This window comes from Ruegeria sp. AD2(2025), from assembly GCF_056542385.1.
In genome coordinates this window covers 228,407-240,797 of record NZ_JBQFZS010000005.1, presented here as the reverse complement: position 1 = coordinate 240,797, position 12,391 = coordinate 228,407, and the positions used below count along the sequence as shown (strand labels likewise).

The 12,391-nt window shown below is 60.6% G+C and carries 11 protein-coding genes; 9 read left to right on the top strand and 2 right to left on the bottom strand.

The genetic code is table 11. The features are described 5' to 3' along the window. Positions 1–7: 7 nt before the first annotated feature. Entirely contained in the window at positions 8–865 is an 858-nt protein-coding gene (locus ACR1XV_RS13030) for an HpcH/HpaI aldolase/citrate lyase family protein (RefSeq protein ID WP_480531947.1), read from the bottom strand. 170 nt (positions 866–1,035) lie between these two features. Here ACR1XV_RS13030 and ACR1XV_RS13025 point away from each other — a divergent pair, with 170 nt between their 5' ends. Next, entirely contained in the window at positions 1,036–1,332 is a 297-nt protein-coding gene (locus ACR1XV_RS13025) for a hypothetical protein (RefSeq protein WP_480531945.1), read from the top strand. On the opposite strand, the gene ACR1XV_RS13020 is transcribed toward ACR1XV_RS13025, so the two are convergent. Next, a complete protein-coding gene (locus ACR1XV_RS13020) occupies positions 1,329–2,084 on the bottom strand; it encodes a sulfite exporter TauE/SafE family protein (RefSeq protein ID WP_480531943.1) in 756 nt (251 codons plus the stop codon). The two genes, ACR1XV_RS13025 and ACR1XV_RS13020, sit on opposite strands and share 4 nt — an antisense overlap. Before the next feature lie 161 nt (positions 2,085–2,245). Between ACR1XV_RS13020 and mdh the strand changes: the two genes are divergently transcribed. The 8 genes from mdh (at position 2,246) to odhB (ending at position 12,390) form a co-directional block, all read left to right on the top strand. Further along, on the top strand, positions 2,246–3,208 hold the full coding sequence (gene mdh / locus ACR1XV_RS13015; protein WP_480531941.1) for a malate dehydrogenase: 963 nt from the start codon (positions 2,246–2,248) through the stop codon (positions 3,206–3,208). A 675-nt stretch (positions 3,209–3,883) separates the two neighbouring features. Then, entirely contained in the window at positions 3,884–5,077 is a 1,194-nt protein-coding gene (sucC, locus tag ACR1XV_RS13010) for an ADP-forming succinate--CoA ligase subunit beta (protein WP_480531939.1), read from the top strand. A gap of 34 nt (positions 5,078–5,111) precedes the next feature. Further along, entirely contained in the window at positions 5,112–5,540 is a 429-nt protein-coding gene (locus ACR1XV_RS13005; protein WP_480531937.1) for a hypothetical protein, read from the top strand. A 73-nt stretch (positions 5,541–5,613) separates the two neighbouring features. Next, a complete protein-coding gene (sucD, locus tag ACR1XV_RS13000; RefSeq protein WP_480531935.1) occupies positions 5,614–6,495 on the top strand; it encodes a succinate--CoA ligase subunit alpha in 882 nt (293 codons plus the stop codon). Positions 6,496–6,518: 23 nt separating this feature from the next. Beyond that, on the top strand, positions 6,519–7,370 hold the full coding sequence (locus tag ACR1XV_RS12995; RefSeq protein ID WP_480531933.1) for a hypothetical protein: 852 nt from the start codon (positions 6,519–6,521) through the stop codon (positions 7,368–7,370). After that, on the top strand, positions 7,367–7,906 hold the full coding sequence (locus ACR1XV_RS12990) for a DUF805 domain-containing protein (protein WP_480531931.1): 540 nt from the start codon (positions 7,367–7,369) through the stop codon (positions 7,904–7,906). The genes ACR1XV_RS12995 and ACR1XV_RS12990 overlap by 4 nt, the downstream gene beginning before the upstream one ends. Continuing rightward, a complete protein-coding gene (locus ACR1XV_RS12985; RefSeq protein WP_480531929.1) occupies positions 7,903–10,860 on the top strand; it encodes a 2-oxoglutarate dehydrogenase E1 component in 2,958 nt (985 codons plus the stop codon). Before ACR1XV_RS12990 ends, ACR1XV_RS12985 begins: the two co-directional genes overlap by 4 nt. A 3-nt stretch (positions 10,861–10,863) precedes the next feature. After that, positions 10,864–12,390, top strand: coding sequence for a 2-oxoglutarate dehydrogenase complex dihydrolipoyllysine-residue succinyltransferase (odhB, locus tag ACR1XV_RS12980; RefSeq protein WP_480531927.1), 1,527 nt, complete (start codon positions 10,864–10,866; stop codon positions 12,388–12,390). Position 12,391 lies beyond the last annotated feature (1 nt).

The window sequence follows — 12,391 nt, the reverse complement described above, 5'->3', positions numbered from 1 at the left end:
TGCTGGCCTACCCCGCTTGCAAAGCTGTTATCGCCTCTGCTTTTGCCAGAGTTTCACGGGCAGTTACAATGTGCAGATTTTCAACGATCTTGCCATCGACCACGGCGACCCCCTGCCCCTGCGCCTGCGCCGCGTCAAAGGCAGCAATCTGGCGGCGGGCCAGATCGACCTCGGCGTCCGAGGGCGCAAAGGCCGCGTTGGCAATATCGACCTGCGCCGGGTGGATCAGCGTCTTGCCGTCAAAGCCCATATCGCGGCCCTGTTCGCATTCGGCAGCCAGCCCGTCGGTATCCTTGAAGGCGTTATAGACGCCATCGACGATGACCAGCCCCTCGGCCTTGGCGGCCAGCAGGCACAGGCCCAGCGAGGTCATCATCGGCAGGCGGTCGGGGCGAAACCGGGTCCGCAGGTCCTTGGCCAGATCATTGGTGCCCATGACAAACCCCGCCATCAGCGGATGGGCCGCGATCTGGGCAGCGTTCAGCATCCCGCGCGGGGTCTCCATCATCGCCCAGATCGGCAGATCGCCGGTGATCGCCGCCAGCGCATCCACATGAGCGGGCGTTTCCACCTTGGGCAACAGGACCACATCCGCGCCCATGTCGCGCACGGCCTCGGCATCGGCGCGGCCCCATTCGGTATCCAGCCCGTTGATCCGCACGATCTTGACGCGGGCGCCGTACCCTCCGGCGGCCAGCGCGGCTGCCAGCGTGGCGCGGGCGTTTTCCTTTTCATCGGCGGCAACCGCATCTTCCAGATCGAAGATGATCGCGTCCACCGGCAGGTTGCGCGCCTTGTCCAGCGCCCGGTCGCGCGAGCCGGGGATATAGAGAACGGAACGATAGGGGCGGTGACGGGGGTCCACGGGCCTCTCCCTTTGAAATAATGTTGCGCGGAATGGGGCATTTTTTTGCGGAAAGTTCAAGAGGAAAATCGCCGCATTGCAGCATACGCGGTGCAACGCACGTTGGGTTAACCGGATTTCGGTCTGGGACCCGCACCCTGATTGCGAAAGGGAATCGAAAGGGGTTGCGGATGAAAACGCTGATCAAGATGACGATGGGGCTGGGGATCATGGTGCTGGCCGCGCAACAGGTCCGGGCGCAGAGTTGCGCGCCGCGGGCGGATGTAATCGGGCGGCTGACCGAGACCTATGGCGAGACGCGCCGCGCCATCGGCATCGCGCGGCAGGGCGCGATGATGGAGGTGTTTGCCTCGGACCGGACGGGAAGCTGGACCATTACCGTGACCTTGCCGGATGGGGTGACCTGCCTGATCGCCACCGGCCAGTCCTTCGAGGCGCTGGCCGAGGCGCTGCCGCCCAACGCTTAGGTCAGCGCGTCCCAGATCAGTTTGGTGCCGGTCAGGGTCAGCAGCACGTAAGCGATGCCGAAAAACAGGCGTTCGGACAGCATGAAATGCGCCCGGACGCCCAGCCATGCGCCAAGGATGGCAAACGGGGTCAGCAGCAGATCGGCCAGCGCGGTATGCCATGTGAACAGACCCAGATAGGCGAAAGGCACGAATTTCACCGCGTTGATCACCCAGAAGACCAACACGGTCGAGGCCTGAAACTCGGTCTTGGTCAGGCGTTGCGACAGCAGATAGACGGCGGCGGGCGGCCCGCCTGCGTGGCTGACAAAGCTGGTGAACCCTGCAACCAGCCCCGCGAACAGGCCAGCCGGGGGCGGCAGGCGGTTGGCAAAACCCCTGATCCAGCCCTTCGACTGGGCCACGTGCCAGATCACGAAGCCCACTGAAATGCCTCCGATCAGCAGGCGCAGCAGGTCGTCATCGGTCGCGCGATAGAGCCACGCGCCCAGCGCCACGCCGGGCACCGCGCCCAGGATCAGCAGGCGGGAATCCGGCCAGCTCCAGCGCTTCCAATAGGGTTTCAGGGTGGCCACATCGATCACCATCAGGATCGGCAGCATCAGCGCCAGCGCCTGCCCGGGCGTCAGGATCAGCGCCAGAATCGACGACGATGCAAAGGCCACGCCCGAGCCGAACCCGCCTTTGGATATCCCGGCGAAGATCACCGCCGGGATTGCCACGGCAAAAAACATCAGGTTCATCTCGAACATCGGGCGTCCCGCGAATAGGCATGTGTTGCAGGCGGTTTAGCGCAACCGGCAGGGGCAGCGCAAACGGTATGCGGTTGTATGCCACGCCGCGCAAGGCTTGCGCAGCGCCGGTTTTGCGACTAGCACATCCGCGATTTCAAAACCCATCGGAGATATTCCAAATGGCCAGACCCAAGATCGCGCTGATCGGCGCAGGTCAGATCGGCGGCACGCTCGCCCACCTCGCAGCAATGAAAGAACTGGGCGACGTCGTCCTGTTCGACATCGCCGAAGGCACCCCCGAAGGCAAGGCCCTGGACATCGCGGAATCCGGCCCCTCGGAAGGCTTTGACGCCAAACTGAAGGGTACCCAGTCTTACGCGGACATCGCAGGCGCGGACGTCTGCATCGTGACCGCCGGCGTCCCCCGCAAACCGGGCATGAGCCGCGACGACCTGCTGGGCATCAACCTGAAGGTCATGAAGTCGGTCGGCGAAGGCATCGCCGCCAATGCTCCCGACGCGTTCGTCATCTGCATCACCAACCCGCTGGACGCGATGGTCTGGGCCCTGCGTGAATTCTCGGGCCTGCCGCATAACAAGGTCTGCGGTATGGCGGGCGTTCTGGATTCGGGCCGTTTCGCACATTTCCTGTCGGAAGAGTTCAACGTCTCGATGCGCGACGTCACCGCCTTTGTTCTGGGCGGCCACGGCGACACCATGGTGCCGTCGGTGCGTTATTCGACCGTCGCCGGTATCCCGCTGCCCGATCTGGTTGAGATGGGCTGGACCACGCAGGACAAGCTGGACGCCATCGTGCAGCGCACCCGTGATGGCGGTGCCGAGATCGTCGGCCTGCTGAAAACCGGCTCGGCCTTCTATGCGCCTGCCACATCGGCGATCGAAATGGCCGAAGCCTATCTGAAAGACCAGAAACGCGTTCTGCCCTGTGCCGCATATTGCGACGGTGAGCTGGGTGTTGAAGGCATGTATGTGGGCGTGCCCACCGTCATCGGCGCTGGCGGCATCGAGCGCATCGTCAACATCAAGCTGAACGAAGAAGAGCAGGCCGGTTTCGACAACTCGGTCAATGCCGTGAAGGGCCTGATCGAGGCCTGCAAGGGTATCGACAGCACGCTGGCGTAAGGTCCGGATTTCCTTACTGACAACTTGAATGCGCGTCTTCGGGCGCGCATTCTTTGTTTATGTTTATTTTTGTGAAGTTTACGCTGCTCTTACTGGTCGCGCCGGTGGCTTGCGCGGCCTTCATCCGAACCACACAATCCGCGAACGCCGCGAAATCGGCGCATACAGTATTGTTCATTTATTGCGTCATCTGTCTCGTTGCAGGAGTTCTCGGAACGCCCGTTGTTATGCTTGCCATCTTAACTGCTTTGCAAGACAACGTACCATGGCTGGAGCTACTGATAATGGCACTTGCAAGAACGGGCCCCTTCTTTGTGGCAAGCTTGGCAGCGTTGCTGCTGTTACAGAAGCGATACATCCCCTGATCTGTCCCGCGTCCACGGGCAGCCGGAAGCCGGGCGATACTACCCGCCCCGGTTGCGCGTCCGGGGGCTTTAGCCTGTCAGAACAGGCCTTATCGCAGGCGCACACTGATTCATACGAAAAACGGGATGTAATGCCCACGGGGGAATCTGGCACGACGGCGGCGCCGCGTTTGTGATCACACCCCAAAAACCTGTGATCACAAATGATGAAAATCTTTGGCAATTTCCCGTGAGAGGTCAAAAAAACCTTTATACCTGCCCCTTAGACACGCCTATAACGGCGTAATCGCAGTCAGACGGGACAATTTCGATGAACATTCACGAATATCAGGCCAAGGCTCTTTTGCGGAGCTATGGCGCTCCGGTCTCCGACGGTCGCGCCGTGTTGCGCGCCGAGGAAGCCAAAACCGCAGCCGGTGAACTGGATGGGCCTTTGTGGGTCGTCAAGGCGCAGATCCATGCGGGCGGGCGCGGCAAGGGCTCGTTCAAAGAGGCCGATGCCGGTGAAAAGGGCGGCGTGCGTCTGACCAAATCGGTGGAGGAAGCCGCCGAGGAAGCCAAGAAGATGCTGGGCCGGACGCTGGTCACGCATCAGACCGGCCCCGCGGGCAAGCAGGTCAACCGCATCTATATCGAAGCCGGTTCGGGCATCGAGCGCGAGCTTTATCTGGCGCTGCTGGTGGACCGCCAGACCAGCCGGATTTCGTTTGTCTGCTCGACCGAAGGCGGCATGGATATCGAGGAAGTGGCGGCGGCTACGCCTGAAAAGATCCTTTCGTTCTCGGTGGACCCTGCCACTGGTTATCAGCCCTATCACGGCCGTCGCATCGCTTTCTCGCTGGGTCTGGAAGGCGCGCAGGTCAAGCAATGCGTCAAGCTGATGAACCAGCTCTATAACGCCTTCGTCGAGAAGGACATGGAGATGCTGGAGATCAACCCGCTGATCGTTTCGGACAAGGGCGACCTCAAGGTGCTGGACGCCAAGGTCGGCTTTGACGGCAACGCGGTCTACCGCCACCCCGATATTGCCGAGCTACGCGACACGACCGAGGAAGACCCCAAGGAACTGGAAGCCTCGAAATACGACCTGAACTACATCGCGCTGGATGGTGAGATCGGGTGCATGGTCAACGGTGCCGGTCTGGCGATGGCGACGATGGATATCATCAAGCTGTATGGGGCCGAGCCTGCGAACTTCCTCGACGTGGGCGGCGGTGCGACCAAAGAGAAAGTGACCGAGGCGTTCAAGATCATCACCTCGGACCCGCAGGTCAAAGGCATTCTGGTCAACATCTTCGGCGGCATCATGCGTTGTGATGTGATTGCCGAGGGCGTTGTTGCCGCGGTGAAAGAGGTCGGCTTGCAAGTTCCGCTGGTCGTGCGTCTGGAAGGTACAAATGTCGAGAAGGGCAAGGAGATCATCAACACCTCGGGCCTGGACGTGATCGCGGCGGACAACCTGAAAGACGGTGCCGAGAAGATCGTGAAGGCGGTTAAGGGGTAAGTTCGTGCGTTCAACTGTCAGGCCACTACTGTTCGTGAGCGTCCTGGCGGGCTTAACCGCCTGCCAGACGACCACTGAATCCGCTCAGGCCACGGGCGCGCCGGCGCTCACACGTTCAGCAAATATTGGACCCGGAAGTTCTCCGGTTTCGGCGGATCAAGCGACGGCGTACTTCCACACCCTGTGCGGCCAAGCCTCATCTGGACGTTCGGCATTAGAAGCTGCGGCAGCCGCAAATGGTTTTGCACAGAATGCAACGACAACTACCTACTATCATCAGCAAAAGGACCTGTCGGTCAAACTGACTGACACCCGCTGTTCCATCGTATTTGTCTCAGAAGACGGGTTTTCGGACATCAGCAAATCTTTCAACGCGTTGAAAGGGAGTTTGAAGCCGTCGAGCGTTCGTGATGCCGGAGTTGTTGGCGGCGAACACTATTACAGTGCGGCAATCGACGTGTGAGCGGGGCATCGGTCCACAATTTTAGATTTGAGGGTCCGTTGACCCGTCAAAGGTACAAACAGGAGAGCGCCAAATGGCAGTCCTCATCGACGAAAATACCAAAGTGATCTGTCAGGGCTTTACCGGCTCGCAGGGCACATTCCACAGCGAACAGGCCATCGCCTACGGCACCAAGATGGTCGGCGGCGTGACCCCCGGCAAAGGTGGGATGACACATCTTGACCTGCCCGTGTTCAACTCGGTCCACGAAGCCAAGCATGTGACCGAAGCCAACGCCTCGGTTATCTATGTGCCGCCGCCCTTTGCGGCGGACTCGATCCTCGAGGCGATTGATGCCGAGATGGAGGTGATCGTTTGCATCACCGAAGGCATTCCGGTTCTGGACATGATGAAGGTGAAGCGCGCGCTGGAAGGCTCCAAATCGCGCCTGATCGGACCGAACTGCCCCGGTGTCATCACGCCAGACGCCTGCAAGATCGGCATCATGCCCGGCCACATCCACAAGCGCGGCTCGGTCGGTGTTGTGTCGCGCTCGGGTACGCTGACTTATGAGGCTGTCAAGCAGACCACCGATGTGGGTCTGGGCCAGTCCACCTGTGTGGGCATTGGCGGCGACCCGATCAAAGGGACCGAGCATATCGACGTGCTGGAGTGGTTCCTGGCGGATGACGAGACCCACTCGATCATCATGATCGGTGAGATCGGTGGCTCGGCCGAGGAAGAAGCCGCGCAGTTTCTGGCGGATGAGGCCAAGAAGGGCCGCTCGAAACCCACCGCTGGTTTCATCGCAGGCCGCACAGCCCCTCCGGGCCGCCGCATGGGCCACGCGGGCGCGATTGTCGCCGGTGGCAAGGGCGGTGCCGAGGACAAGATCGAAGCCATGCGCAGCGCCGGTATCGTCGTGGCCGAAAGCCCGGCGACGCTGGGTGAGGCTGTGCTGGAAGCGATTGGGTAAAAACGGTGCGAGCAGTTTCGCAAGTGCATAAAGTTGTAAAGGCGGGAGTTCTACCCGCCTTTAACAGCTTGCGTAACTATCGAATCTTAGCACTCATTTGCATATTCAGCGCTATCCCTTCGCTGACGCTGGCTGACAAGGCGTTTTCTTTTTCAGACCTCGAACATCTTGTCGAAACCTGCATTCGGCAAACTGACCTGAACTTAGAAAACCGCGCAGCGTTACCTATCCAAATAGATAACTCCAGATTTTCTGAGGTTCGCGTTGGAGATGCAAACAAGTTCGAAGAAGCCAGTAAACTAAGGGCAGCCAAGTTTTTTGTTTATGAGCTTTTTCAACCAAATTCATCAGATGAGCTCCATCAAAAAACACTAAAGGCGGTCCCACGACTTTTGGAAGACGATCAGGCACTTTCGCGTCATCACGAAAGAGTATTGAGGCAGATCGGCGCCCATTCTTTGTGGAAAAGCCCCTCTTCTGGGTCTGGAGAATGGAATAATTATGGCATTGTTGGTGGCAGCGCTTGGTGGTTCGCGGAAGACATCGCTGTAGTCTGGGAAGGCGGAGCGAGCCTCCTTTTGAACGGCCTTGTATGCGAGTTATACGGTGTACCTGCAGACTTGGCCCTAGAGCTTGTCCGGGATAGCGATTGGAATTTCGAAGTCGAAACACGTGGTCCAGTGATACGGTACTCGGCATCAAAACATGCAATAGCTCCGATGTCGCGTACCTTGGCTAGAATGCTAACGGGTCTCGGAAAAATGCACAGTCTTCCAAACGCGAAAATCGAAGTATTTCAGTTCAAACAGGGTTTTCTGCCCGGTGGCGAGGTCGATGAATGGACCATAATAGTCTCGGAGGATAGAAGCGCATGACCTTCTCTGACGCCATTCGCACCTGTTTCGCCAAGTTCTTCACCTTCTCAGGGCGCGCCTCGCGGCCCGAATACTGGTTCTTTTTCCTCTTCATCGTGATCTGGAGCATCATCGCCGGGATCATCGACCTGAAGTTCTTCACTCAGGTCGCGGTATCTGAGACCGAGACCTCGAAATCCGTCTCCGCCACGTCCTCGGGGCCGGTGCAGTCCATCGTGACCCTGATCGTGTTCTTCCCGCATCTGGCTGTGGCGTTCCGGCGGATGCATGATACCGGGCGCAGCGGGCTTTATGCTTTGCTGCCGATCTTGCTGATCCTTGGCGCTTTGGCTGTTCTTATCTTTGGCATCGGCCTTGCCAGCCAGTTCCATGGCGGCACGCTGGACATCCTGCTGACCGAGGCCACGTTGCTTATCGTCATTCCGACACTCATCGTTCTGTTTGTGTCCCCCCTCCTGGTGCTGTGGTGGCTTGCCCGCCCCGGCCAGCCAGGCACCAACCAATACGGTCCCAACCCAACAGAGGTAATCCCATGACCGAACACTCGCCCAACGACCAGTTTCATGCCTCAAGCTTCATGCAGGGGCATAATGCCGAGTATCTGGAGCAGCTCTACGCCCAGTATGCCCGGGACCCCGGTGCGGTGGATGCCGCCTGGGTCGAGTTCTTCAACGCCATGGGCGATGCCAAGCCGGATGTGCAGCGCGAGGCCGAGGGGCCGTCGTGGGCGCGGACCGACTGGCCTCCGATGCCTACGGATGATCTGACCGGGGCGCTGACGGGCGAATGGGCCGAGATTGATGCCAAGGCCGCCGGTAAGAAGATCAAGGACAAGGCCGAAGCCAAGGGGGTTGCGGTCAGCGATGACCAGATCAAGCGCGCGGTGCTGGACAGCCTGCGGGCGCTGATGCTGATCCGGGCCTATCGGATCCGGGGCCATCTGGCCGCCGATCTGGACCCGCTGGGGATGCGCGCGGCCAGCACGCACCCTGAGCTGGACCCCAAGACCTATGGCTTCGCCGATGCCGACATGGATCGCCCGATCTTTATCGACAACGTGCTGGGCCTGCAGATGGCCTCCATGCGCCAGATCGTCGAGATCGTGAAGCGGACCTATTGTGGCACGTTTGCGCTGCAATACATGCATATCTCGAACCCGGAAGAGGCCGCGTGGCTGAAGGAACGGATCGAGGGGTACGGCAAGGAAATCGCCTTCACCAAGGAAGGCCGCAAGGCGATCCTGAACAAGATGGTCGAGGCCGAAGGCTTTGAGAAGTTCCTGCATGTCAAATACATGGGCACCAAGCGGTTCGGTCTGGACGGCGGTGAGGCGCTGATCCCGGCGATGGAGCAGATCATCAAGCGCGGCGGCGCGCTGGGGATCAGCGACATCGTGATCGGGATGCCGCACCGGGGTCGTCTGAACATTCTGGCCAACGTGATGCGCAAGCCCTATCGCGCCATCTTCAACGAATTCCAGGGCGGCAGCTTCAAGCCCGAGGATGTGGATGGCTCGGGCGATGTGAAGTACCATCTGGGGGCGTCCAGTGACCGTGAGTTTGACGGCAATTCGGTGCACCTGTCGCTGACGGCGAACCCCTCTCACCTTGAAGCGGTGAATCCGGTGGTTCTGGGCAAGGTCCGTGCCAAGCAGGATCAGCGGAAGGACAAGGACCGCACCGCCGTCATGGGCATACTGCTGCACGGGGATGCGGCTTTTGCCGGTCAGGGTGTAGTGGCCGAGGGCTTTGGCCTGAGCGGTCTGCGCGGGCACAAGACCGGCGGCACCATGCATATCGTGGTGAACAACCAGATCGGGTTCACCACCGCGCCGCATTTCAGCCGGTCCAGCCCGTATCCCACCGATATCGCGCTGATGGTCGAGGCGCCGATCTTCCACGTCAACGGCGATGACCCCGAGGCGGTGGTTCACGCCGCCAAGGTGGCGACCGAGTTCCGCCAGAAGTTCCACAAGGACGTGGTGATCGACATCTTCTGCTATCGCCGGTTTGGCCATAACGAGGGCGACGAGCCCATGTTCACCAACCCGATCATGTATAAGAAGATCAAGACGCATAAGACCACGCTGAGTCTTTATACCGAACGGCTGGTCAAGGACGGCCTGATCCCCGAGGGCGAGATCGAGGATATGAAGGCCGCGTTCCAGGCGCATCTGAACACCGAGTTCGACGCGGGCAAGGATTTCAAGCCCAACAAGGCCGACTGGCTGGACGGGCGCTGGTCGCATCTGGACAAGAACAAGGAAGAATATGTGCGGGGCGACACCGCCATCACCCCCGAGACACTGGCCGAGGTCGGTCAGGCGCTGACCCATGCGCCCGACGACATCGCGGTGCACAAGACGGTGGCGCGCCTGCTGGATCACAAGAAGCAGATGTTCGAGACCGGCACCGGCTTTGACTGGGCCACGGGCGAGGCGCTGGCTTTTGGATCACTGCTAACCGAAGGCTATCCGGTGCGCCTGTCCGGACAGGACGCCACGCGCGGCACGTTCAGCCAGCGCCATTCCGGCTTTGTTCATCAGGAAACCGAAGAGCGGTACTATCCGCTCAATAACGTCCGCAAGGGGCAGTCGCAGTACGAGGTGATCGACTCGATGCTGTCCGAATATGCGGTGCTGGGTTTTGAATACGGCTATTCGCTGGCCGAGCCGAACTCGCTGGTGTTGTGGGAGGCGCAGTTCGGCGATTTCGCCAACGGCGCGCAGATCATGTTCGACCAGTTCATCAGCTCGGGTGAAAGCAAATGGCTGCGCATGTCCGGTCTGGTCTGCCTGCTGCCGCACGGGTTTGAAGGGCAGGGCCCCGAACACAGCTCGGCGCGGCTGGAGCGGTTCCTGCAGATGTGCGGTCAGGACAACTGGATCGTAGCCAACTGCACGACGCCTGCGAACTATTTCCACATCCTGCGCCGTCAGCTGCACCGGACCTTCCGCAAGCCGCTGATCCTGGTGACGCCGAAATCGCTGCTGCGCCACAAGCTTGCGGTCAGCACCGCCGACCAGTTCACCACCGGGTCCAGCTTTCACCGGGTTCTGTGGGACGACGCGCAGCATGGCAATTCGGACACCAAGCTGGTGGCGGATGACAAGATCAAGCGGGTCGTCATGTGTTCGGGCAAGGTCTATTTCGACCTGCTGGAAGAACGCGACGCGCGCGGCATCGACGACATCTATCTGCTGCGGATCGAGCAGTATTACCCCTTCCCCGCCCATTCGCTGATCAACGAGCTTGAGCGGTTCAAGGGGGCCGAGATGGTCTGGTGTCAGGAAGAACCCAAGAACCAGGGGGCCTGGAGCTTTATCGAGCCCAATATCGAATGGGTCCTGACCCGCATCGGCGCAAAGCACAAGCGTCCGGTTTATGCTGGCCGCGCCACCTCGGCCTCGCCCGCGACGGGTCTGGCCAGCCAACACAAATTCCAACAAGAAGCGCTGGTGAACGAAGCGCTGAGCCTCAAAGGAAAGTAAACGATGACGATTGAAGTTCGTGTTCCCACGCTTGGCGAATCTGTCACCGAAGCCACGGTTGCAACGTGGTTCAAGAAACCCGGTGACGCCGTGGCCGTGGATGAAATGCTGTGTGAGCTTGAGACCGACAAGGTCACGGTCGAAGTCCCCTCGCCCGCCGCGGGTGTGTTGGGTGAGATCGTTGCCGCCGAAGGTGAGACAGTGGGCGTTGATGCCCTGCTGGCCACGATTGCGGCGGGTGAAGGCGCAGCGCCTGCCCCGGCGGCGACCCCGGCCCCGGCTGCAGCAGCCCCCGCAGCGTCGAGTGGCAGCGTCGACGTGATGGTGCCCACGCTGGGTGAATCCGTGACCGAGGCGACAGTTTCGACATGGTTCAAGCAGGTCGGCGACGCCGTGGCACAGGATGAGATGCTGTGTGAGCTGGAGACCGACAAGGTCTCGGTCGAGGTTCCGGCCCCAGCTGCAGGTGTTCTGGCCGAAATCGTAGCTCCCGAGGGCGCGACCGTGGATGCAAGCGCCAAGCTGGCGGTGATCTCGGGCGCGGCAGCGGGTGCTGCTGCGGCTCCGGCGGCGGCTGCACCGGCGAGTGGGAGCGACTCGGTTGGCGGCAAGGACGTGGCCAACGCGCCCTCGGCCGAGAAAGCCATGGCCGAGGCCGGCTTGTCCGCCGATCAGGTCACTGGCACAGGCCGCGATGGCCGCATCATGAAAGAGGACGTGGCAAAAGCGATTGCAACGGCGTCGGCCGCACCTGTTTCTTCTGGGCCTGCGGCGACTGTGCCCGCCCCCGCTGCCCAAGCCCCGCGCGCGCCTGTCGCTGCCGATGATGCTGCGCGCGAAGAACGTGTGCGCATGACCCGTCTGCGCCAGACCATCGCCAAGCGCCTGAAGGACGCGCAGAACACCGCCGCGATCCTGACCACCTATAACGAGGTGGACATGACCGAGGTGATGGCCCTGCGCAACCAGTACAAGGACCAGTTCGAGAAGAAGCATGGTGTGCGCCTTGGGTTCATGTCCTTCTTCACCAAGGCCTGCTGCCACGCGCTGAAAGAAGTGCCCGAGGTCAATGCCGAGATTGATGGCACCGACATCGTCTACAAGAACTTCGTCCATATGGGCGTGGCTGCCGGTACGCCTCAGGGTCTGGTGGTTCCGGTCATTCGCGACGCGGATTCTATGTCTTTCGCTGCGATCGAGAAAGCCATCGCCGAAAAGGGCAAGCGCGCCCGCGACGGCAAGCTGTCGATGGCCGAGATGCAGGGCGGCACCTTCACGATCTCGAACGGCGGTGTCTACGGCTCGCTGATGTCTTCGCCCATTCTGAACCCGCCGCAATCGGGCATTCTGGGCATGCACAAGATCCAGGACCGCCCGATGGTCATCAATGGTGAGATCAAGATCCGCCCGATGATGTATCTGGCCCTGTCCTATGACCACCGGATCGTGGACGGCAAGGGCGCGGTGACCTTCCTTGTCCGCGTGAAAGAGGCGCTGGAAGATCCGCGCCGCCTGCTGATGGATCTGTAAT